Source organism: Streptomyces sp. NPDC006365 (assembly GCF_042870755.1).
GTDB classification, from domain to species: Bacteria; Actinomycetota; Actinomycetes; order Streptomycetales; family Streptomycetaceae; genus Streptomyces; species Streptomyces xiangluensis.
In genome coordinates this window covers 543,878-565,128 of record NZ_JBIAHS010000003.1, presented here as the reverse complement: position 1 = coordinate 565,128, position 21,251 = coordinate 543,878, and the positions used below count along the sequence as shown (strand labels likewise).

The 21,251-nt window shown below is 70.9% G+C and carries 19 protein-coding genes; 9 read left to right on the top strand and 10 right to left on the bottom strand.

The window, feature by feature from the left end:
* Both ACFYO0_RS11845 and ACFYO0_RS11840 read right to left on the bottom strand, forming a co-directional pair.
* The gene (locus ACFYO0_RS11845; protein ID WP_388673764.1) at positions 1–1,110 is read right to left on the bottom strand and encodes an amino acid ABC transporter substrate-binding protein; all 1,110 of its coding nucleotides are present in this window, start codon (positions 1,108–1,110) and stop codon (positions 1–3) included.
* Positions 1,111–1,467: 357 nt separating this feature from the next.
* Entirely contained in the window at positions 1,468–1,641 is a 174-nt protein-coding gene (locus tag ACFYO0_RS11840; RefSeq protein ID WP_388673762.1) for a hypothetical protein, read from the bottom strand.
* A gap of 233 nt (positions 1,642–1,874) precedes the next feature.
* On the opposite strand from ACFYO0_RS11840, the gene ACFYO0_RS11835 reads away from it, so the two are divergent.
* Positions 1,875–3,572, top strand: coding sequence for a LuxR C-terminal-related transcriptional regulator (locus ACFYO0_RS11835; RefSeq protein ID WP_388673760.1), 1,698 nt, complete (start codon positions 1,875–1,877; stop codon positions 3,570–3,572).
* A gap of 163 nt (positions 3,573–3,735) precedes the next feature.
* Positions 3,736–5,121, top strand: coding sequence for an FAD-binding oxidoreductase (locus tag ACFYO0_RS11830; protein ID WP_388673758.1), 1,386 nt, complete (start codon positions 3,736–3,738; stop codon positions 5,119–5,121).
* 155 nt (positions 5,122–5,276) lie between these two features.
* Here the strand turns inward: ACFYO0_RS11830 and ACFYO0_RS11825 are convergent, their stop codons facing one another.
* Complete coding sequence (locus tag ACFYO0_RS11825; protein ID WP_388673756.1) at positions 5,277–6,344, bottom strand: Rieske 2Fe-2S domain-containing protein; 1,068 nt, start codon at positions 6,342–6,344, stop codon at positions 5,277–5,279.
* Between the two features lie 305 nt (positions 6,345–6,649).
* On the opposite strand from ACFYO0_RS11825, the gene ACFYO0_RS11820 reads away from it, so the two are divergent.
* A complete protein-coding gene (locus tag ACFYO0_RS11820; RefSeq protein WP_388673754.1) occupies positions 6,650–7,945 on the top strand; it encodes an RNA-guided endonuclease InsQ/TnpB family protein in 1,296 nt (431 codons plus the stop codon).
* A 34-nt stretch (positions 7,946–7,979) separates the two neighbouring features.
* On the opposite strand, the gene ACFYO0_RS11815 is transcribed toward ACFYO0_RS11820, so the two are convergent.
* On the bottom strand, positions 7,980–8,885 hold the full coding sequence (locus ACFYO0_RS11815) for a glycoside hydrolase family 16 protein (RefSeq protein WP_388673752.1): 906 nt from the start codon (positions 8,883–8,885) through the stop codon (positions 7,980–7,982).
* Between the two features lie 173 nt (positions 8,886–9,058).
* On the opposite strand from ACFYO0_RS11815, the gene ACFYO0_RS11810 reads away from it, so the two are divergent.
* Positions 9,059–9,802 carry a LysR family transcriptional regulator substrate-binding protein gene (locus ACFYO0_RS11810; RefSeq protein WP_388673750.1) on the top strand — a complete coding sequence of 248 codons (744 nt, stop codon included), beginning with the start codon at positions 9,059–9,061 and terminating at the stop codon, positions 9,800–9,802.
* Between the two features lie 153 nt (positions 9,803–9,955).
* Positions 9,956–10,837 (top strand): fructosamine kinase family protein, encoded by an 882-nt coding sequence (locus ACFYO0_RS11805; protein ID WP_388673748.1) that lies wholly within the window; start codon positions 9,956–9,958, stop codon positions 10,835–10,837.
* A gap of 177 nt (positions 10,838–11,014) precedes the next feature.
* Here the strand turns inward: ACFYO0_RS11805 and ACFYO0_RS11800 are convergent, their stop codons facing one another.
* A complete protein-coding gene (locus ACFYO0_RS11800) occupies positions 11,015–11,440 on the bottom strand; it encodes a PPOX class F420-dependent oxidoreductase (protein WP_388673746.1) in 426 nt (141 codons plus the stop codon).
* A gap of 199 nt (positions 11,441–11,639) precedes the next feature.
* Between ACFYO0_RS11800 and ACFYO0_RS11795 the strand changes: the two genes are divergently transcribed.
* Together ACFYO0_RS11795 and ACFYO0_RS11790 are read left to right on the top strand one after the other, a co-directional pair.
* Entirely contained in the window at positions 11,640–12,668 is a 1,029-nt protein-coding gene (locus ACFYO0_RS11795) for an NAD-dependent epimerase/dehydratase family protein (RefSeq protein ID WP_388673744.1), read from the top strand.
* Between the two features lie 113 nt (positions 12,669–12,781).
* Positions 12,782–13,972 carry a zinc-dependent alcohol dehydrogenase gene (locus tag ACFYO0_RS11790; protein ID WP_388673742.1) on the top strand — a complete coding sequence of 397 codons (1,191 nt, stop codon included), beginning with the start codon at positions 12,782–12,784 and terminating at the stop codon, positions 13,970–13,972.
* Between the two features lie 36 nt (positions 13,973–14,008).
* On the opposite strand, the gene ACFYO0_RS11785 is transcribed toward ACFYO0_RS11790, so the two are convergent.
* A complete protein-coding gene (locus ACFYO0_RS11785) occupies positions 14,009–14,704 on the bottom strand; it encodes an HAD family hydrolase (RefSeq protein ID WP_388673740.1) in 696 nt (231 codons plus the stop codon).
* Between the two features lie 74 nt (positions 14,705–14,778).
* Positions 14,779–15,255: an Lrp/AsnC family transcriptional regulator gene (locus ACFYO0_RS11780; RefSeq protein WP_388673738.1), complete on the bottom strand. Its 477-nt coding sequence runs from the start codon at positions 15,253–15,255 to the stop codon at positions 14,779–14,781.
* A gap of 218 nt (positions 15,256–15,473) precedes the next feature.
* On the opposite strand from ACFYO0_RS11780, the gene ACFYO0_RS11775 reads away from it, so the two are divergent.
* Positions 15,474–17,123, top strand: coding sequence for an FUSC family protein (locus ACFYO0_RS11775; RefSeq protein WP_388674246.1), 1,650 nt, complete (start codon positions 15,474–15,476; stop codon positions 17,121–17,123).
* 99 nt (positions 17,124–17,222) lie between these two features.
* Positions 17,223–18,263 carry a lactonase family protein gene (locus ACFYO0_RS11770; protein ID WP_388673736.1) on the top strand — a complete coding sequence of 347 codons (1,041 nt, stop codon included), beginning with the start codon at positions 17,223–17,225 and terminating at the stop codon, positions 18,261–18,263.
* Between the two features lie 90 nt (positions 18,264–18,353).
* Here ACFYO0_RS11770 and ACFYO0_RS11765 read toward each other — a convergent pair whose 3' ends face one another.
* The 3 genes from ACFYO0_RS11765 to ACFYO0_RS11755 form a co-directional block, all read right to left on the bottom strand.
* Positions 18,354–19,277 carry a sirohydrochlorin chelatase gene (locus tag ACFYO0_RS11765; protein WP_388673734.1) on the bottom strand — a complete coding sequence of 308 codons (924 nt, stop codon included), beginning with the start codon at positions 19,275–19,277 and terminating at the stop codon, positions 18,354–18,356.
* Between the two features lie 119 nt (positions 19,278–19,396).
* Complete coding sequence (locus ACFYO0_RS11760; RefSeq protein WP_388674244.1) at positions 19,397–20,422, bottom strand: N-acetylglucosamine kinase; 1,026 nt, start codon at positions 20,420–20,422, stop codon at positions 19,397–19,399.
* A gap of 14 nt (positions 20,423–20,436) precedes the next feature.
* Complete coding sequence (locus ACFYO0_RS11755) at positions 20,437–21,114, bottom strand: uracil-DNA glycosylase (protein ID WP_388673732.1); 678 nt, start codon at positions 21,112–21,114, stop codon at positions 20,437–20,439.
* Positions 21,115–21,251 lie beyond the last annotated feature (137 nt).

Genomic DNA, 21,251 nt, shown 5'->3' with positions numbered 1-21,251 from the left:
TCACCACGCCGGCTTGGGGTGGACCAGATCCGCTTCCTTCTGAGCCTCGGGGAGCACGATCTGGATCTCCCCGTCGATCCATTGCTGGATCATGTGCGCGCTCTGGGGGCGGCCCTTGTCGTCCCACTTCAGCGGTCCGACGACGGTCTCCACCTCGTTGCCGCGCAGCCAGTCGACCAACTTGCTCTGGCAGTCGGGGTCCTGGGATGCGCAGTCGGCGGCCTCGACGGCCGCCGCGACCACCTGGCCCGTGGTGTACGCGTTGGCCTCGTCCTCCTCCGGGGCCTTGCCGAACTGCTTCGTGTACTTCTCGACGAACTCCTTGTTGCTCGGATAGTCGGCCTTCTGCGTGTAGCCCGTGGGCGCGAGGATGCCCTCGGTCTTGTTGCCGATGGCCTTCGCGAACTCCGGTTCGGTGGGCGCGGTGGAGAAGGCGGCCATCTTCGGCTGGTAGTTGAGCTGTTGGAGGGCGACGATCAGATTGACGCCGTCCTGGTACTGCGAACCGCCCACCACCATGTCCGCCTTCGAATCGGCGATCTTGGCCGCGATGCTGCCGAAATCGGTGGTGTTGGGCGGATAGACCTCGTCGACGACGGTCTTGATGCCGCCCTTCTCCAGCTTCTCCTTGAGTCCGTACGCGGTTCCCTGGGCGAAGGGGTCGTCCATGGCGGCGTACGCGACGGTCTTGGGACGCTCGTTGGCCGGCTGGGTGAGGATGTATTCGGCCAGGTGGTTGTAGTGGTCGTTGGCGACGGCGGGTGCGGCGTAGAAGAGGTTCTTGAAGCCCTGGTCGAAGACCTCCGGCGCGGCTCCCGCCGGTTCGACGAAGAGCATGCCGTACTCCTCGGCCACGCGGGCGGAGGGGACGACCAGCCGGGTGGAGAAGGGGCCGAAGACCAGGTCGACTTCGTCCCGGCCGATCAGCTGCTCGTAGTCGGAGACCACGCGGTCGGCATTCGACTGGTCGTCCAGGATCTTCAACTCGACCTTGCGGCCGAGGAGTCCGCCCTTGTCGTTGACGATCTTGGCCCAGGCTTTGTAGCCGCGTTCGACGCCCTTACCGGGTTCGGAGAAGTCACCGGTGAGGGGTAAGGAGACACCGATCACGATGGAGTCATCGGGTGAATCTCCGGAACCGGAACCACCGGCACAGCCACTGGCGGCGAGCGCCAGAGTGAGCGTGCCTGCGGCGATTCTCCCTTGTAGACGGTGTGTTGGTCTCATCGCTTGACACCCCTCATCGGCTGGACACCCGCATGGGTCGGCCGGATTCCGTGGTGCGTGAAAGCGCTTTCGATGGCGCTTTCATACTATGTAAGCCGTGTCCCACCGGTCTGGACAACAGTCGTGCACGTATCAGTTGTCCTTCGTGTGGCCTGGGCGGGCGGGTCCGCGGGTGAGTCGAAGGGGGCGGCCCGGGAGAGAGATCATGCACGAGCCGTGCGTACGGCTTCAGGATCTCGATCAGCGGCCGCCCCACTGACTTCGGTGGGACGGCTGGGCCTGGGTGAGCGAGCGCGGTCCCTCCGACACGACTCCCGTGGTGGTCAGTGCCCTTGCCGCCGTGCCCCGTTCCGGTGGGTACTGGTCGGCCGGCACCACGTCGTCCTCGCCCTGCCCGCCTGCGCAGGTGCGCATCGAACGGTGACAGGACCGCGCGGGCAACAGCGTGCGGACGATCCTGTGAGCGCACGACAAGTGCGGCACTCCGATCCGAATCTCATACGCCGCGGTCTCGGCGGAGCCATCGGTCCCTTCGTGTGAGTCGGAGGCGTGGATTCGGCAGCTGTGCGTTCTCGTGCTTGCCATGGCCGCGCGCTTTTATTCTGGTGAGTGGTGTCCGGCTCGCTTTGGGCGAGGAGGGAAGCACCGTGTCCGAGGAGACCACCGGCAGCGAACAGGCGGCCCCGCAGGCGTTCTGCCACGAGATCGAGCAGGCGAGGGACGCGGTCGCCCGTGAGGCATGGGCCGAGGCGTATGCCGCCTTGCGTGACCTCGACCACGACCGGCTGACTCCTGACGACCTTGCCGCGCTCGCCGACGCCGCTTGGTGGACCAGCCGTGTTCCGGAATCGATCGAGGCACGGATGGCGGCCTACTCGGGTTATGCCGCGGCGGGAGCCGACCGCCGGGCCGGGTACTGCGCCTGGATGCTCTTCTACGAACATCAACTGGCGGGCCGTACGGCAGCGGCAGCGGGCTGGCTGCACCGGGCGCGCCGCCACCTGAGCGGTGAGCCCGAGTGTGTCGAACAGTGCTATCTCGCCTGGGTCGAGGCAGAGGAGGCGCAGCGGCGTGGCGCGTTCGGCGAGGCCATGAGCTGCGCGCGCCGGATGGCCGACATCGCGGAGCGCTGCGGCAGCGCCGATCTGCTGGCCATGAGCATCGAGGCGCAGGTGAGTGTCCTGCTGGCCCAGGGACGGATCGCCAGTGGGCTCGACCTGCTCGACGAGGTCATGTGCTCGGTGGTGGCGGGCGAGCTCAGTCCGTTCTTCACCGGGTGGATCTACTGCTTGGGCCTCCAGCAGTGCATGGCCTGCGCCGACCTGGAACGCGCCGTCGAGTGGACCGACGCCGCGATGGCCTGGTGCGCGTCGATGCCCGAGGAGAACAACTTCCGGGGACTGTGCCGCGTCCATCGGGTGGAAGTGCTCGAACTGCGCGGTGACTGGCCCGCCGCGGAGAGTGAGGCGACCGTGACCTGCCAGGAGCTGCTGCCGTACGAGGCCCGGATGGCCGCCGAGGTGTTCTATCTGGCCGGTGGCCTCCAGCGGCGGCGCGGCGACCTGGCCGCGGCCGAGGCCTCGTACGAGCGGGCCCACGAACTGGGCCGGGACCCGCAGCCGGGCCTTGCCCTGCTGCGGCTCGCCCAGGGCAAGGCCACCACCGCGTCCGCCGCCCTGCGGACCGCCCTCGCCGGGGAGGACGGCGGCGGACCCGGCCGCCTCGAGCGCTGTCGGCTGCTGGCGGCTCAGGTAGAGGTCTGTCTTGCCCTCCGTCAGATGGATGAGGCTCGTACGGCGGCGGGCGAACTGGCGTCGACCGCGCGCGAGTGGCAGCAGCGGCGTGAGTCGGGGACGACCGTGCTGCACGCGACCGCCGCGCAGGCGAGCGGGGCGGTGGCACTGGCCGAGCGCGACCTCGACCGCGCGCGGCCCCTGTTGCGGCGGGCGCTGTCCCTGTGGCAGGAACTCGGTGTCCCGTACGAGGCGGCTCAGGTCCGTATGACACTCGCCGCCGCCGCCCGAACGGCGGGGGACGACGAAGGCGAACGGCTGGAGCTCCAGGCAGCGCAGGCGGCCTTCGAGCGGCTGGGCGCGGAGCCAGATGCGCGGCGGGCGGCAGCCCTGCTCGGCGCAGTGCGGAATCAGCTCCCGGGCCGCCTCACCGAGCGGGAGGCCGAGGTGCTGCGCCTTGTCGCCGTCGGCCGGACCAACCGGTCCATCGCCTCCGAGTTGATGATCAGCGAGCACACCGTCGCGCGACACCTCAACAACATCTTCGCCAAGCTCGATGTGCCGTCGCGGGCAGCGGCCACGGCGTATGCCTACACGCACGGCCTCGCCTAGGCCAGGCCTCCGGGCCTGGCACCGCATCCGTCCGGCCGCATGGGCTGTTCTTGCCATGCCCGTCGGGGCGACATGGGCGGTTCGGGCGATGAGCGGAGACGAGCTCTGTGCCTACAACGGTGCCGTACTCCTTCCCGACCACACGGAAAGCCGGTGGCGACCAATGACCACCTACGCACCCGCCCTCGACGAGACGCTGACGCAGCGACTGAGGCAGGCCGTCCGGGGCGAGATCATCGAGCCCGGGGACCCGGACTACGACGAGGCCCGCGCCGTCTACAACGCGATGCACGACAAGCGGCCGGCGATCATCGTGCGGGCGGCCGACGCGGGCGACATCAGAGCCGCCGTGGACTTCGCCCGGGACCACGAACTGCTGCTGGCCGTGCGCGGTGGCAGCCACAGCGTCCCCGGCTACGGCACCTGCGACGAAGGTGTCGTACTCGACCTCGGCACCATGCGCGGAATCCGGGTCGATCCCGAGAAGCGCACGGCTCGGGCCGAGGGCGGCTGCACCTGGGCCGACTTCAACCACGCCACGCACGCCTTCGGCCTGGCCACCACGGGCGGAGTCGTCTCCACCACGGGAATCGGCGGGCTGACCACCGGAGGCGGCATGGGCCATCTGGCCCGGCGGTGCGGGCTGGCGTGTGACAACCTGATCTCCGTCGATCTGGTCACGGCCGATGGATCATTCGTGACCTGCACCGACGAGCACAACGCCGACCTGATGTGGGCCGTGCGCGGCGGAGGCGGCAACTTCGGGGTCGTCGCATCCTTCGAGTACCGGCTGCACCCGGTGGCCGACATTCTCGGCGGACCGACGTTCTATCCGCTCGACGGTGACGTGATACGGGCCTACCGCGAACTGGTCGCCGATTCCGCCGAGGAGTTCAACGCCCTGCTGGTCGTCGGGCTCGGTCCGCCGCTGCCGTTCCTGCCGGAGCGCTGGCACGGTCGGCCGATGTGCGGGATCGTCACGTGCTTCAGCGGCCCGGAGGACGAGGACGACCGGATCCTGGCCCGGCTCGCCGGCCTCGGCCCGGTCGTGGGACAGCACGTCGCGCGGATGCCGTACCCCGTGATCAACACGCTCTTCGACGAGCTGCTGCCCGCCGGCCTCTACCACTACTGGAAGGGCTCCTTCAGCAGAGGCCTCCCCGACGGCGCGATCGACGCCTACACCGAGTACGGCGCGACCACGCCCACCATCCAGAGCGCGACGGTCGTGTTCCCCATCGACGGTGCCTGCCATCGGGTGGGACCCGAGGAGACCGCGTTCGCCTACCGCGACGCCGACTTCTCCACCGCCCTCAGCCCCACCCTGCCGACCCGCGCCGAGTGCGAGGCGAACATCGACTGGGCGCGCGCCTTCGCTGCGGCACTGGAGCCGTACTCGGCGGGGGGCGGCTACGTGAACTTCATGGACGCCGACGACCAGGACCGGGTGCGGGCCAACTACCGCCAGAACTATGACCGCTTGGCGTCCGTCAAACGGCGCTACGACCCCGGCAACCTGTTCCGTCTGAACCACAACATCGCTCCCTGAGAGGGCGTTCGATGTCGCTCCCCAGGACGCGGTCGGGCCAGTGAGCAGGTGGACCTGTTCAGGATGACGCGCAGGAGCATGGCGGCCTCCTCGGAGGTGGCGGCGATGCCGTTCGCGCCGTTGAAGATCCGCGCCGCAGTTGAGGAAAGTGCCGGCTAGTCGCTCCCCGTCCCGACCCGGGTTTCCACCTCGGAACGCGAGTTGAGGTCGCGCAGCTGCTCGGCCGGGACCTCGGACGGATAGAACTGGGCGTACCAGCGTCGCAGCGCCCTGATGCCCTTCTCGTGGGGCAGCAGGACCGGGCGCGGCTGGTGGATCTTGTGGTCCCAGATCCGGACCTCCTCGCGCACCTCGCCCAAGGCTTCCGCCCGGAAGACGAGCTTGAGGAGGGGGACCAGCAACGGGAGCCGGTACGGCTTGCGGAGGTAGTACAGCATCCGCATCTCGCTCGTGCGGTCGTCGACGGGGGTGGTCAGGGCGACCGCGGTCACCGAGAGGACGGGGCCATGGGAGCGGACCACCATGACGCCGGGTCCGTACATGAACGCATCGAAGCTGTTGTTGATGTCCCAGCCGAGAACGCGCCGCCCGATCCGGCCGCGGACCTCGGCGAAGGGTCCGTCCGCCCGCAGGTCCTGCACGGGTGGTTCGCTCTGGCCGTGGATGAAGTGGAAGTGGGACTCGTCCACGATGTTCTCGCGCATCTCCTGGATGTGGATACGCGCCCGGCAGATGTCGTCGATCGGCTTGGCGAAGTCCCTGGACGCCGCCTCCGGGATCTCCGGCACCTCCCACGACGGCTCGCCCGGTCCTGTGAAGACGAAGACGAGCCCACTGTGCTCACGGACCGGGAAGCCGCCGATGGACACTTTCGGGGTCCGGACCGCGAACGGTGCCTCCACACACCGGCCGTCCGCACCGAATCGCCAACCGTGGAACGGGCACTCCACGGTGCCGTCCACGACCTTCCCGCCCACGCCCAGATGCGCCCCGTAGTGCGGGCAGTGCGCGTCCCGTACGGCCGGCTGTCCGTCCGCACCGCGGAAGGCGATGAGGGCACGTCCGAAGTAGTGCAGGCTGACGACCCTGCCCGGGCGCAGCTCGGCGCTGCGGAGAACGGCGTACCACCCGTAGGGCACGGGCGGCATCGGGTACTCGTCGGCGCGCGGATCGCGCGGCAGGGCGGGGTCGGGAAGGCTGTCATGGCTGCGACGAAAGAGCATGGACCGAGGCTAACTTGATCTCCTGTCCGAACCGATGGGTGGTCAGGCAAGGGCGATCTCCACGCGCAGCTTCTTGGTCCCATGCGGGGTCACCTGGTGTCTTGTGAGGGGGCCCCGGCGTTCACGCGGGGGAGGAATCGCATCCCGTGACAGCGACGCGGAGCGTCGTCGCATCGTGCTTCCCGGGTGCGGAGTGCCGCTGCGGTTGCCCGGCGGAGCCGGGCGCAGGCGAACGTGTGTTCCTGTGTTCGCTGATGGAGGTGATTGCGGTGGGAGTGGGGCGTTGGTGTGCGGATCTCGTACGTATGGTCGTCCGGCAGGGTTGGGGTGGCCGGAACTCGGGTGGCCAGATCGTGGACGGGGGCGAGGACGTGGCGGACGCGGCAGGGGTCGATGGGGCGGGGCTTACCCGGTTCACCTTCCGGCTTCGTGTGTCGTCCACCGCCCTCGCGTTGTTGATGGCGGAGTGGGACCGGTGCCGGTGGGTGTGGAACGAGTGCGTGGCCAAGTCGAAGCAGGTCCATGCCTGGAACAACAACCGTCCCGAGGGCGCCGACAAGCAAACGTGCGGCCCGGCGCAGCTCGACAAGATGCTGACCGAAGCCCGGGCGCGCACGCCGTGGCTGCGGGAGGGCTCCAGCGTTCCGCAGCAGCAGCTCATCCGGGATTTCGGCAAGTCCAAGGCCAAGGCCCAGAAAGACATCCGCGAGGGGGTTCCGCAGCACCGCCGGGCGGGGATGCCGACGTGGAAGACCAAGCGCGAGACGCTGCCCACGCTGAACTACACCCGGCGCGGCTTCCGTCTCAGGGACGGCAGGCTGCACCTGGCGGGCGGCATCGCCGTGACCGTGGTGTGGTCGCGCGGCCTTCCGGCCGACCCGTCCTCGGTGCGCATCTACCGGGACAGCATCGGCCACTGGTACGCCAGCTTCGTCGTCCCCGCCCAGGTGCAGCCGCTGCCCGCCACCGGCCGCGTGATCGGCATCGACTGGGGCGTGAAGGAAACCGCGACCACCACCAGCGACGCCCATGACCTCCCGCACGCCCAGCACGGGCGGAAGGCCAAGGAGAAGCTGACCCGGTACGACCGGATGATGGCCCGCCGCAAACCGAAGCAGGGCAAGGCCGGGTCGAAGGGCTACCGCACGGCGAAGAAACTGCGGGCGAAGGCGCACCAGAAGGTGGCCCGGCAGCGACAGGACACGGCCCGCAAGTGGGCCAAGAAGGTGGTCCGCGACCACGACGCCATCGCGGTGGAGGACTTCCGTCCGAAGTTCCTGGCCCAGACCACCATGGCCCGCAAGGCCGCGGACGCCGCCATCGGCACCACCAAGGCCGCTCTGACCGAGATGGCCCGCAAGCACGGGCGGGACATCCGCCTGGTACACCCCGCGCACACCACGATGGACTGCGCGCAGTGCGGAGCGAGAGCCAAGCACGTACTGCCGCTGGGTGAGCGCACGTACAACTGCACCGCGTGCGGAACCGTGTCCCCACGGGACAAGAACTCCGCACGCGTGATGCTCGTCCGGGCTGGTCTCAACCCGGCTGGTGCCGATGGCGGAAGACCACCTGGAGCGCTGCTCCAGGAGGCGGCCTGAGCCAGGAATCCCCTCCCTTCACGGAGGGGAGGACTCAATTCCAGCCGTACGCGTACGCGGCGACCCACGTGACCTCGAGTTGGGCGCTGCTGCCCGGAGCCGCACCCGGACCCTGCAGGGCGCTTTCGTTCTGGAGCACCCAGGACAGGGGGCGGTTCGGTACGCCTCGGGTGTCGTGTCCCGTCTGGCGGCCGTCCACGAAGAAGCGCACATGTCCCGGCGTCCACTCGGTCGAAACGGTGTGCCATTCGGTCCAGTCGTCGGCGCCCGGGAAGTAGCCCTGCTCGCCCCCGCCGCACGGATGGTGGAAGGCGGTGAGGTCGCCGGTCCACTCGCCTTCGGGGTGGTCCATTTCGCAGCCTCCGCCGTAGTGAAGCCAGGCGGACTTGTAGCCCGGAGCGAGCTTCGTCACCTTGATACGGGCGCTGTACTTGCCGTACTTCATCTGCATGACGGCACGCGGTACCACTGCCGCGGCGTGCACGGGACCTCCGTCGGCGGGCCGCCACATCCGGATGCGCATCCTGCCGTCGCCGTTCTCCGCGGGACCTACGCTCACGGTGTCCTCCGGGTGGTAGACACCCACGACGTCCCGGTTACGGTCGCGCGCGGTGTCGGGCCAACCGGTCGGATACGCCCACCAGTTGTCCCGGTACGTACCGCTCAGGCCGCCGCAGTACGCGGCTGAGGTGTCGACATGGTGATCGCAGTCGCTGAACGCGCCCAGCGGCACCCGGTCCCCGTTGAAGTCCTCCGCGAGGACCTGCCAGAACGGGCCGCAGTCGCCGCGCGGCAGTTCGGTGCCCGTGGTGCGGCAGGCGTCGGCAGGCGCGGGCGCCCCGTCGGCACGGGGCACGCCGAGGAGCACGGCCAGGAGCATGAGTCCGACGAGTGCCAACAGGGCGCGCTTACGGCGGCTCGGCGCTGCGTGTGAACCCATCGGAAGGCTCCTTTGGCTCCTCGGCCCGCATGCGGTGCGATGCGCTGCAAGGAGGAGCATCCTCGCGGTAGGGCGGGGGCAACGCCATCCCCGTAACGGGACGCGTACCGGACCGGCGGACTCCGCAGTCGACCGCGTACGGGGCCTGTCACCCCGCCCGGTAGCCTGGCGGGGTGACAGGCTCGGAAGCATCCCCTACGTTCCGCCTCGCGTACGTTCCGGGGGTGACGCCCGCCAAGTGGGTGCGGATCTGGAGCGAGCGACTGCCCGGCGTCCCGCTGACCCTCGTCGACGTGCCGGCTGCCGAGGCATCCGACGTGTTGCGGAGCGGTGGAGCCGACGTCGGGGTGGTACGGCTTCCGGTCGACCGTACGGTCTTCAGCGCCATCCCCCTCTACACCGAGTCGACGGTGGTCGTGGTCCCGAAGGATCACCTGGTGACGGCGGCGGACGAGGTCACCGTCGCGGATCTCGCCGACGACATCGTGTTCCACCCGCTTGACGACGTCCTCGACTGGGAGCGGCTGCCGGGACGCCCCGCCATCGAGCGCCCCGCCACGACGGAGGACGCCATCGAACTCGTGGCGGCGGGTGTGGGCCTCCTCGTCGTCCCCCAGTCGCTGGCCCGTCTCCACCATCGCAAGGACCTCACGTACCGACCGGTGGTCGACGCCCCTCAGTCGAGCGTCGCGCTGACGTGGCCCGAGGACGCGACCACCGACTTGGTCGAGGACTTCATCGGCATCGTCCGCGGCCGCACGGCCAACAGCACACGTGGACGCACCCCGCCTCCGGCACAGCCGAAGAGCAAGCGCCGCGAAGCGGCGGACGCCCGCCGGAAGCCCACATCGACCGGCAGGAGCTCCCGAAGCGGTGCGAAGGGCGGCAAGCGGGGGAAGCCTCGCCGCCGGTCGTAGGTCTGCGGCCACCGCCTCCATGGTCGGCTGCGGGTCCGTCGTGGCTGGTCGCGCTCCGCCGCGGGGCGCGACCAGCCACACTCGACTCGCGCCAAGAAATCGAACCGCACACCACTCACGAACCCACCCGCTCGACCGCCGGAGGCAACCCGCATGACCGCCCGTCCGCAGGCCCGAGACGGCGAGGGCCCGGCTGCCGCGGCGGCCCGGCTCACCGGACGCCCGGCGACCGGTGAGCGCCGGTTGTCCGGCGCGCTCGCCGAAGTCACCCTCGACAGCGGGCAGTTGGTGGTGGTCAAGCGCGGCGACGACCCGGGCGCGGTACGGGCCGAGGCGGCGGGGCTGAACTGGCTGGCGGACGCCGGCACGGTTCGTATCCCGGCGGTGCACGGCCATGACGAACGCTGGTTGGTGACCGACCGCGTCCCGTCCGGGCGCCCGAGTGCCCAGGCCGCGGTCCGGTTCGGCCGCGACCTGGCCGCCCTGCACACCACGGGCGCGCCCCACTTCGGGGCCTCACCACCCGGCGGCCCCGAGGACGCGTACATCGGGCTCGCCCCGATGCGCAACGTCCCCGGCACCGACTGGCCACGCTGGTACGCCGAACACCGGGTGCTGCCGTATCTGCGCCGGGCGGTCGACGACGGCACGATGCGCCAGGCCGAGGCGACCGTCGTGGAGCGCGTCTGTGAGCGCCTGCCCGAACTGGCCGGCCCCGCCGAGCCGCCCTCCCGGCTGCACGGCGACCTGTGGAACGGCAACGTGCTGTGGGGAGCCGACGGACACGCCTGGCTGATCGACCCGGCCGCGCACGGCGGCCACAGGGAAACCGACCTGGCCATGCTCCACCTGTTCGGCTGCCCGCACCTGGACCGGGTACTGGACGGCTACCAGGAAGCGGCGCCGCTCGCCGACGGCTGGACGGACCGCGTAGGCCTGCACCAGCTCTTCCCTCTGCTCGTACACGCCGTACTTTTCGGCCGCGGCTACGCCGAGCAGGCCCTGGCGGCGGCCCGGTCGGCGCCGGCCGGGTGACCCGCTGACGGGGCACCCCGCTCTCCGGGCGTGACCTGCGCGGACCGCACGTCATGGTGAATCGGTGTGGCCGAGCCGGTCAGACGGAAGGAGGCCGCCGCCGTACCGGTGCCGAGCAGCCACGGCCTGCGCACCGGCGCTCCGGGGCGCCGAGCGGGCGCCTTCGAGGGGCAATCCTCAGCCGGACGCCTGGCTGCTGTCCCGGAGGTCGCCCCAGCCGTGCCAGCGGTCGATCTCTATCCAGGCGCTGACCCGGCCGCGGTCCCGTTGCGGGTACGGGCGCCCGCCGTAGTGCCGGGACAACCGGTCGATGTCACCCAGGCCCTCGTCGTCGCGCAGCTCCACCACGCGACCGATGAGCGTGATGTGCGTGTACCAGTTGGCCTCGTCGAGCACCGTCAGCGTGATCCGGGGTTCGTTGCGCATGTGGTCGAGCCGCTTGCGGCCCTCGTCCATGTTGACCAGCACCCGCCCGTCGTCTTCCCAGAGGTACCAGGTGGCCGTGGATACCGGCTGCCCGTCGGACCGCACCGTGGCGATGACAGCCTGATTGGGCTTCTTCAGCATGGCGACGGCGGTCTCGGGGAGCGGCGGCTTCGACATAAGTCCTCCTGCTGGTCGTGATCTTCGCTTTCCTGATGGGGTGCACAGCCGCGTGGTGTTGATCCGCGGGCCACGGCTCAACGCTGCCACATTCGAGCCCGCACGCAGCCGGTTCGATCTCACCCGGATCCCCGCGCACGTTTGCCTCCCGCGCAGGGGGAACGCGTCACGGTGACGGAGCTCAGGAGAGGAGCCGATCATGAGCAGCGCAACCGGCTTGCGGGTCGTCGTCACCGGTGCCACCGGGAACGTGGGCACCAGCGTGATGCGTCTTCTGAGCGAGGATCCGCAGGTGGACTCCGTGTTCGGCATCGCGCGCAGGCTGCCCGACGAGCCGCCGGTGCCGTCGGCCGAGTGGGCCGCCGTGGATCTGACGGCCGAGTCCGAGTTGACCAAGCACTTCGAGGGAGCCGACGCCGTCGTCCATCTGGCCTGGAAGCTCCAGCCAGCCCGGGACCCGGCGGTCACCTGGCGCACCAACGTGCTCGGCAGCGTGAAGGTGTTCCACGCGGCGGCCACGGCCAAGGTGCCGGCACTGGTGTACGCCTCCTCGGTCGGCGCCTACTCGCCGGGCCCGAAGGAGCGTGCCGTGGACGAGTCCTGGCCGACGCACGGCTGGCCGGAAGCGGCGTACTGCCGTGAAAAGGCCTATGTGGAGCGCGTGTTGGACACCTTCGAGTACGAGCGGCCGGAGACGCGCGTGGTCCGTATGCGACCCGCCTTCCTCTTCAAGGAGGAGTCGGGGAGCCAGCAGCGCCGTCTGTTCGCCGGGCGCTTCAAGCCCGGTCCGCTGGCCCGGCCCGAGCTCCTTCCCGTGCTGCCCGACGTCCGTGGTCTGCGTGTACAGGCGCTGCACACGGAGGACGCGGCGGAGGCGTACCGGCTCGCCGTGACGAGCGACGTCCGTGGCGCGTTCAACCTGGCGGCCGAACCGCCTCTGGACGCCGAGGTGTTGGGCGAGCTGTTCCATTCCCGGCTGGTGCGGATGCCCCGCAAGGCGGCGCGTTCGGCCCTTGCCGCGGCCTGGGGCCTGCACCTGGTGCCCGCTTCGCCGCAGCTGTTCGACGCGGTGCTGCGACTGCCCCTCATGGACTGCACCCGGGCCCGCCACGAACTGGGCTGGCGGCCGCGGTACACGGCGATCGAGGCGGTCGAGGAAGTCCTGCAGGGCATGCGCGAGGGCGCCGGCGAGGAGACCGCCCCGCTGGCCGGTCAGAAGGTCGGCTGAGGAGCCCGCCCGCCTGCGGGTGGGTGAGGCGAACCCGGGTACTCGACGAGCGCCTCGATGACGTGCAGCTGACGGCCGAGGCAGCCGACGAGCAGCGGTGAAGGGAGCGCACGATGAGGGCCGTGACCTGGCAGGGGAAGCGCGAGGTGCGGGTGGAGACCGTACCCGCTCCGGAGATCGAGGAACCGACGGACGCGATCGTACGCGTCACTTCCAGCGGGCTCTGCGGTTCCGATCTGCATCTGTACGAAGTGCTCACCGCGTTCATGACACCGGGGGACATACTCGGGCACGAGCCCATCGGCGTCGTCGAGGAGGTGGGCTCCGAGGTGACGGGGCTGAAGCCCGGCGACCGAGTCGTCGTGCCCTTCCAGATCGCCTGTGGGCACTGCTGGATGTGCGGCGCCGGGCTGCCGACGCAGTGTGAGACCACCCAGGTGCACGACTCGGGCATGGGCGCGGCGCTGTTCGGCTACACCAGGCTGTACGGCGGCGTGCCGGGCGCCCAGGCCGAGTATCTGCGGGTCCCGCAGGCGCAGTTCGGGCCGATCAAGGTACCGGACGGACCGCCGGACGACCGCTATGTCTATCTCTCGGACGTCCTGCCGACGGCTTGGCAGGCCGTACAGTACGCCGACATCCCGCCCGGCGGATCCGTCGCCGTCCTCGGCCTCGGACCGATCGGCGACATGTGCTGCAGGATCGCCCGGCTCCAGCGGGCCGAGGTCGTCATGGGCGTCGACCTGGTGTCGGAGCGGCTGCGGCGGGCGCGCGAGCGGGGCGTGGAGACGTACGACCTGCGGCGGTACGAGGGACGCAAGGAACTCATCGAGGAGATCCGCGACCGGACCGACGGCCGCGGCCCCGACGCCGTGATCGACGCCGTGGGAACGGAAGCCCACGGCAGCCCCGTTGGCCGGACCGCCCAGCAGATGTCCTCGATGCTGCCCCGGGCCTGGGCCGCCCGGCTCGCCGAACGGGCGGGCACCGACCGGCTGGCCGCGCTCCACACCGCCATCGAGCTGGTGCGGCGTGGCGGCACGATCTCGCTGAGCGGTGTCTACGGCGGCATGGCCTCACCGCTGCCGCTGATGACGATGTTCGACAAGCAGATCCAGCTGCGAATGGGCCAGGCGAACGTACGGCGCTGGGTGGATGACATCCTGCCGCTGCTCACCGACGAGGACCCTCTCGGAGTCGACGGCTTCGCCAGCCACCGGCTCCCGTTGGAGGAGGCCCCGCACGCATACGAGATCTTCCAGCGCAAGCAGGAGGAAGCGGTGAAGATCCTCTTCCAGCCCTGAAGCACGGCGCCGGGGTCGGCAGATCAGGTCGGCAGGTCAGGACGCCGGGGCCGAGCGTACGAGCCAGTCGTACGCGGCCCGCGCCGTGAACTCGCTCTGGCCGTCGCGCAACAGCAACCCGGCCGTGGCGAACGCCGGGTCGTCGGCCTGCGCGGCCAGGTACGGGATCGCGATGCAGCGCATCCCGGCCGCGTGCGCCGCCGCCGCGCCCGGAGCGGCGTCCTCGAGGACCACGCAGTCCGCCGGTGCCGCTCCCAGCCGGCTTGCCGCCTCCAGGAAGACGTCCGGAGCGGGCTTGCCCCGGGCGACCTCCTCGGCCGAGACAACGGTGCGCAGCGAGGCGCCCAGGCCCGTGCCCGTCAGGATCGCCTCGATGGCCTCCCGCGAGGAACCCGAGGCCACGGCCATAGGTACGCCCTCGGCGGCCAGCAGCTCCACGAACTTCCGCATTTCCGGGTAGACATGCGTGGCGGTGCGGGCCAGCGCCAGATAGCGCCGGTTCTTCTCCGCGAGCAGCACGTCCCGCGGGGCTTCGATGGCGTACCGCTCCTTCCAGTGAGCGACCGTCTCCGCGGTGCTGATGCCGACGTATTGCTCGAAGTCGGTCCAGGTGAAGTCCGTGACGCCGTGCCCTGCGAGTGTCTGCCGTCCCGCCTCGTAGTAGTTGGGCTCGCTGTCCACGAGCGTGCCGTCGAGATCGAAGATGACCGCGGTGCCTCCGAGAGAGCTCATGGCCTCCAGGATGCCAAGGACCGGTTATCGGCCGTTGAACAGCTCTCGGCCGTCAGCCGGTCTTTCTGCGCCGGTCAGTTCTTGGCCGCGCGTCCGACCGCCTCCACGAGCGGCAGCAGCCGGTGCGGCACGCGTTCGCGCAGCGCCACCTCCGTACGCGTGCGGACGACGCCCGGCAGGCTGATCAGCGCCTGGATCAGGTCCTCCAGATGGGCGTTGTCGCGCGCGACGACCCGCGTGAGAAGGTCACCGCCGCCGGTGATCGAGAACACCTCGACGATCTCCGGTACGGCGGCCAGGCCATCGCCCACCTCGTCGAGATGTCCCTGCGTGACCTCGATGTGCACGAAGGCGAGCACGGGGTGGCCGAGCGCGGCGGGTGAGAGCGAGGGGCCCGTGCCCGTGATCACGCTGTCCCGTTCCATCCGGTCGAGCCGGGCCTGAAGCGTGCCGCGGGCGATACCGAGGGCGCGGGCGTATTCGCGGACGCTGGTGCGGGGTTGCTCCAGGAGCATTCGCAGGATGCGGGTGTCGAGTTCGTCCACGGCCATGGTCCGTTGGCCTCCCTGCGGTCGTGACTGATCGCTCCCGACTGTACCAATGGCCCAGCGGATCGGGAGCCTGTTGAGCCATTACCTGCCTCCTGCTTACCTTGACGGTATACATGGCGTCGCGAAGCGCCGGACGGCAAGGAAGCCGGATCCGGACCGGCGGCGCCATTGCCATGTGAACGATGCGAAGCGGGGGCGGGCTGCCGACGGTGAAGAAGATGTTCATGGCTCCGGATCCGGGCCTGGTACGGCTGCGGGTCTCGCTGCGGGCGGCGGTCGGCGTCAGCCTCGCGGTGACCACCTGCGAACTCGCCGGGCTCTCGCTGCCCGCCTCGATCACGGGCGGGCTCGCTGCGCTTCTCGCGCTGTTCACGGTCGGCGACCCGACCGTGCGCGGCCAGGCCACCACCACGGCTCTGCTGCCCGTCGTCGGCTTCCCCGTGCTCGCCCTCGCGACCGTGCTGCACTCGGTGCCGACCGTACGTGACGCGGTCTGGCTCGTCGTGGTGTTCTGCGGTGTGTACGCCCGCCGCTGGGGGCCGCGTGGGCAGGCGCTCGGCATCTTCGCGTTCATGACCTTCTTCATCACGCAGTTCCTGCACGCCGTACCCGGTCAACTGCCCCAGCTGTACGCCGCGGTGGCGCTGTCCCTGGCCGCCTCCTCGACGGTGCGCTTCGGCGTGTGGTGCATCGAGCGACAGACTCCGCCGCCTGCGGTTCCCGCCCCGCTAGGCGGTCGCGGGCTCGGCCGGCCGACCACCCGGCAGGCCTTCCAGGCCACCGCCGCCTGCGCCTTCGCGATGGCGGCGGGCCAGTTCCTGTCGCACGAGCGCTGGTATTGGGCCGTCGGCACCGCCTGGTGGATCTTCGTCAACACGGCCTCGCGCGGAGAGACGCTGGTACGCGGCTTCCGGCGCGTCGTCGGCACGGTCACCGGAATCGCGGCCGGGCTGCTGATCGCCGTACCCCTGCACGGCGCGCCGACGCCCACGGCAGTGATCGTCGCGGTGTGCGTGTGGGGCATCTTCTACACCGCGGCCCTCTCGTACAGCTGGATGATGTTCTTCGTCACCGTCATGGCGGGCCTGCTGTACGGGCTCCTCGGCGTGCTGCATCCGGGGCTGCTGGGTCTGCGTCTCGCGGAGACCGCGGCCGGTGCGCTCGGTGCCGTGCTCGCCGTCGCGCTGATCCTTCCGGTCACCACGCACGCGGTGACCGATCGCTGGGTGGCCCGGGCCGTGCACGCCGTACACGACTGCACGTCGGCGGCGGCCCGGCGCCTTGCCGGTGACCCGGGCGCCGATCCCGCGCCGCCGGCCGCGGAGCTGGAGGCGCTGCTCGCACGGGTGCGGTTCGCGCTCGCCCCGCTGGTCCACCCGCTCAACCCGATGCGGGCTCGCAAGGCCAGGGCCCGTCAGGTGCTCTCGCTCCTCGACGACTGCGCCCGCGAGCTGCGCGGTCTCGTGGCCGTCGCCGCCGACCCCGATGCCTCGCACGACGCCCGCCTCACCGCCGCCTGCGGACGCGTCGAGGCGGCCATCGAGGCGCTGAGCGCTCCGCCGGAAGGCCAGTGCGTCACCTGCGGGTCCGTCGTGGCTGGTCGCGCCCATGCGGCTGAGCCGTACGTGTCACAGCCCCGCGCCCCTTTGGGGCGCTGTCGAACCGCACCGGACTCCGCCGGACTCGGCGCGGTGTCGGAGCGTGCCGTGCCGTCGGCCGCGGGCGTGTCGGGTACGGGGGTTCCGGGCACTGGTGTGCCGGGTCATGACCCGGGAGCCGAGCAGGCCCTCGCCCACCTCCATGGCCTGGAGCGGGCGCTCGCCGCGCTGGCCGCACCACTGGGGGACTCCTCGACCGTGCGGGCGTGAAGACGAACCCCGCTGTCGCACAGGCGGCCATTTGGTCCAGACCTTTGATCGTCGGCTGCTACCGTCGCCTCGACAGCGCGGCACCGAGAGGGGACGGCAGTGGCAGACGGCGGCAGGCGGGAACGGCGGGCGTTCATCGGCTCGTTCACGGCGGCGGGAGGGCTCGGTGTGCTCACCGCGGCCCTCGACGAGGACAGCGGCGCGCTGACGGTCCTGAGCAGTGTGGACAGCGTCCCCGACCCCTCGTACCTTGCGCTTTCGCCCGCCGGGGACATGCTCTACGCGGTCAGCGAGACGGCAGAGGGCGCGGTGGCCGCGTACCGCGTCAAAGGTGACAAGCCGGAACTCGCGGGCCCGCCGGCCCCGGTCGACGGCAGCGGACCCACCCACCTCTGCGTGCACGCCGGACACGTACTGACCGCCAACTACGGCTCCGGCAGCGTCAGTGCCGTGCCCCTCCGCGCCGACGGCAGCCTGGAGGGCGCCGCGTCCGGCGTGCTCCAGCACTCCGGCTCGGGCCCGCACACCCTGCGTCAGCAAGGCCCGCACGCCCACCAGGTGCAGCCCGACCCGAGCGGTCGGTGGGCCGTGAGCGTCGACCTGGGCACGGACTCCGTACGGGTGTGCGCGCTGCGGGACGGGATGCTCGAGGTGCACCGCGAGATCGCCCTGCGTCCCGGGTCGGGGCCCCGCCACCTCGCGTTCCATCCGGACGGCGAGCACGCGTACGTGGTCAACGAACTCGCGCCCACCGTCACCGTCTGCCGCTGGGACGCCGCAGACGGCACCCTGCGGCCGGTCGGCGAGACGCCGGTGCTGCCGGTCGCCCCGGACGGCGACGCGTATCCCTCGGGCATCGTCGTGTCGCCCGACGGACGCTTCGTGTGGACCGCCACCCGGGGCCAGGACGTCCTCTCCGTGCTCGCGGCCGACGCGGACGAGCTTCGCCCCGTCATCACGGTGCCCTGCGGCGGCAATTGGCCGCGCGCACTCGCCCTCGACCCTTCGGGGCGTTTCCTGTACGTGGCGAACGAACGGTCCGGCGACGTGACCTGGTTCGCGCTCGACCCGGACACCGGCATCCCGCGCCGCGGCGGCTCGATCGAGGCGCCTGCGGCGTCGTGCGTGGTGTTCGACTAGCAGCCAGCCCATACGACGGCGGACACGACGAAGGGCCCGTTCCGGTGAGAGGAGCGGGCCCTCGTTCGTACGTGAGGATGTGTGCCGGCGTCAGCGAACCGGCGCGCCCTGCGGCTGCTGCGGGGCGATGCCCAGTGCCGTCGTGTACTTGGAGAGCGCGAGCTTGCCGATCGCCGGGTACGCACCGAGCCCCTCGGCGGCGGAGCAACCCGCCTCCTTCGCGGCCGCGTCGAGCAGCGTCGAGTCGAGCTCGGGGCCGATCAGGTACGGCGCGAGCGCCAGCTGCTGGGAGCCCGAAGAACGCAGCTGCTCGGCAGTGGACGCGATCGCGCCCTCCTCGTCGAGCGCCGCCGCCATCACCGGCACGGCGAGGCGGGCGGCCAGCAGCATGCCGGTGATCCCGGCCGCCTGCACGGCCTCCTCGCCGCCCACGGACGCCAGGATGATGCCGTCCGCAGCGGTCGCCACGGTGAACAGACGGGCGCGGTCGGCACGCGCCAGACCCGCCTCGGACAGACGTACATGCAGCGCCTCGGCGAGCAGCGGGTGCGGGCCGAGCGCATCGGTCAGCTCGGCCGCGACACGGCTCTCCATGACGGCCTGGCGGATACGGCGCAGCAGCGCGTTGTCCGGACCGGCGAGCAGCGGCACGACGACGGCGACGGGACCCTCCGGCTCCCTGACGTCGACACCGGCGGCGCGGGCCTGCTCGAAGCGGGCGGTGCGCTCCTCGGCGGCGTGCACCAGCACCGACTGAAGCGTGGGGAACTCCGAGTCGTCACCGTCGAGGTACCCGATCCGGGCGTCGAGGCCGGGCAGCTCGGAGCGTGCGATGCTCACGACTTCGTCGGCAAGGCTGCGCACGGCACCGCTGGGCGTGCCGGGCACCGCGAGGACGAGCGCGGGCGCGCCCTCGGGAGCCGCCAGCGGCTCCGGACGGCGGTGCCGCCCGGGCTGGCGGGGTCGCGGCATTCGTACTGGCAGGCCGGACGCGGGCCCAGTGGGGGAGCTCATGGCGCCGCATGTTACTGGTTTCTTGGGCTCCCCTGTTCGGGGAGGGTGCAGGTGAACGGTATACGTCCGCTTTTGTCTTATGAGTTGCGTACGGATTGATCTCTTTGCGTACGTGCGGATCAAGGTGTGGGGGTCTTGGGTGCGGTGGTCTCGAGCGCGGGGGGCTCCCCGATCACGTACAGCATGTCCTCCTCGCGCGGCAGCGTCAGCCGGTCCTCGGCCAGGTCGACGGCGATGCGGACGGCGCCGGCGAGCGGATCGCCCGCGGCCGGAACCTGCCGTGCGTACGGCAGCCGGTCCGTCAGCGCGGCGCGCAGGGGTACGAGCAGGGGGTCGCCCATCTTGAACAGTCCACCCGTAAGGGCGACTTGGACCTCGCCGGAGACCTCGCCGCTGGTGGGGCAGACCGCGCGGGCCGCGTCGGCGATGTGCCGGGCGGCCTCGGCCAGGATGTCCGCGGCCACCGGGTCCCCGTCGGCGCAGGCCGCCACCTCGGGTGCGAAGGACGCCAGCACGGCGGGGCGGTCGGTGCGTGGGTAGAGCTGCCCCGGCCAGGTGCCGGCCGGGCCGAACATCGCCTCGCCGCGCGCCAGGAGCGGGGCCGAGCCCCCGGACCGTCCGTCGTGCGCGCGCAGGGCCGCGTCGAGTCCGGCTCGCCCGATCCATGCTCCGCTGCCGTTGTCGCCCAGCAGATGGCCCCAGCCGTCCGCTCTGTGCCAGCTCGCCAGATCCGTGCCGATCGCGATCAGACCGGTGCCGGCCGCGACCACCGCACCCGGTTGCTGCCCCAGCGCGCCCACATACGCGGTGACCCCGTCGGCGGCCAACGCGAGCCTGCGCACACCGAGTTCGCGGGCCAGCGCGGACGGCAGGTCGGCGCGCAAGGAGTCACCCAGCGAGGTGTAACCCGCTGCCCCCACGGTGACGGTGCGAAGCGTGGCGATCCCCGCGTCCGCCATCAACTGCCGGGCCATCGGCACCAGTTGCGCCACCAAATGCCCGGCGTCGATGCCGCGCGGGCCCGTGCGCACAGGCTCCCCGGACTTCAGCGGAGCCGTGGCCCGGTCTTCGTCCTGGCCATCCTTGACCGCCAGTACGGCCCGCAGTCCCGAACCCCCGGAGTCCACACCCAGTACGCCCGACATCTCGCCGGGACCGGTCACGGCAGCCGCCAGTCCACGGGTTCCCCGCCCTGACGGACCAGCAGGTCGTTGGCCCGGCTGAACGGGCGCGAACCGAAGAAGCCCCGGTCCGCCGACATCGGCGAGGGATGCGCCGACTCCACCGACGGCAGGTCACCGAGCAGCGGCCGGAGGTTACGGGCATCGCGTCCCCACAGGACCGACACCAGCGGCCGGCCGCGCCCTGCCAGCGCCCGTATCGCCTGCTCCGTGACCTCCTCCCAGCCCTTGCCCCGGTGTGCGGCGGGACGGCGCGGGGCGGTGGTGAGCGCCCTGTTGAGCAGCAGCACGCCCTGCTCGGTCCAGGGCGTCAGGTCGCCGTTGGAGGGCTGCGGCAGCCCCAAGTCGCTGCTGAGCTCCCGGTAGATGTTGATGAGGCTGCCGGGCAGCGGCCGCACCTCGGGCGCTACCGAGAACGACAGCCCCACCGCATGTCCCGGTGTCGGATACGGGTCCTGGCCGACGATGAGGATCCGGACGTCGTCGAAGGGCTGCTGGAAGGCGCGGAGTACATTCGGCCCGGCCGGGAGATAGGTGCGTCCCGCGGCGATCTCCGCGCGCAGGAAGTCACCCATCTCGGCGATCCGTCCGGCCACGGGTTCCAGGGCCTTGGCCCAGCCCGCTTCGACGATTTCATGCAAGGGTCGTGGTGCCACGGCGTCACCCTACTGCCGTGCGGACGGACGAGATCAACCGGTGGCCGCGGAACGACCAAGAGTGACACGTCCGTTGACGGCGAGAGGGTGCTGCGGCTCTCCTGTGACTGCCAACTGCCAACTGCCAACTGCCAACT

Bases quoted from the DNA above. Each gene is read 5' to 3' on its own strand.
- ACFYO0_RS11840 (WP_388673762.1), bottom strand. From the start codon at position 1,641: ATGCGCACCTGCGCAGGCGGGCAGGGCGAGGACGACGTGGTGCCGGCC.
- ACFYO0_RS11830 (WP_388673758.1), top strand. From the start codon at position 3,736: ATGACCACCTACGCACCCGCCCTCGACGAGACGCTGACGCAGCGACTG.
- ACFYO0_RS11825 (WP_388673756.1), bottom strand. From the start codon at position 6,344: ATGCTCTTTCGTCGCAGCCATGACAGCCTTCCCGACCCCGCCCTGCCG.
- ACFYO0_RS11820 (WP_388673754.1), top strand. From the start codon at position 6,650: ATGGTCGTCCGGCAGGGTTGGGGTGGCCGGAACTCGGGTGGCCAGATC.
- ACFYO0_RS11815 (WP_388673752.1), bottom strand. From the start codon at position 8,885: ATGGGTTCACACGCAGCGCCGAGCCGCCGTAAGCGCGCCCTGTTGGCA.
- ACFYO0_RS11805 (WP_388673748.1), top strand. From the start codon at position 9,956: ATGACCGCCCGTCCGCAGGCCCGAGACGGCGAGGGCCCGGCTGCCGCG.
- ACFYO0_RS11800 (WP_388673746.1), bottom strand. From the start codon at position 11,440: ATGTCGAAGCCGCCGCTCCCCGAGACCGCCGTCGCCATGCTGAAGAAG.
- ACFYO0_RS11795 (WP_388673744.1), top strand. From the start codon at position 11,640: ATGAGCAGCGCAACCGGCTTGCGGGTCGTCGTCACCGGTGCCACCGGG.
- ACFYO0_RS11790 (WP_388673742.1), top strand. From the start codon at position 12,782: ATGAGGGCCGTGACCTGGCAGGGGAAGCGCGAGGTGCGGGTGGAGACC.
- ACFYO0_RS11785 (WP_388673740.1), bottom strand. From the start codon at position 14,704: ATGAGCTCTCTCGGAGGCACCGCGGTCATCTTCGATCTCGACGGCACG.
- ACFYO0_RS11780 (WP_388673738.1), bottom strand. From the start codon at position 15,255: ATGGCCGTGGACGAACTCGACACCCGCATCCTGCGAATGCTCCTGGAG.
- ACFYO0_RS11775 (WP_388674246.1), top strand. From the start codon at position 15,474: ATGTTCATGGCTCCGGATCCGGGCCTGGTACGGCTGCGGGTCTCGCTG.
- ACFYO0_RS11765 (WP_388673734.1), bottom strand. From the start codon at position 19,277: ATGAGCTCCCCCACTGGGCCCGCGTCCGGCCTGCCAGTACGAATGCCG.
- ACFYO0_RS11760 (WP_388674244.1), bottom strand. From the start codon at position 20,422: ATGTCGGGCGTACTGGGTGTGGACTCCGGGGGTTCGGGACTGCGGGCC.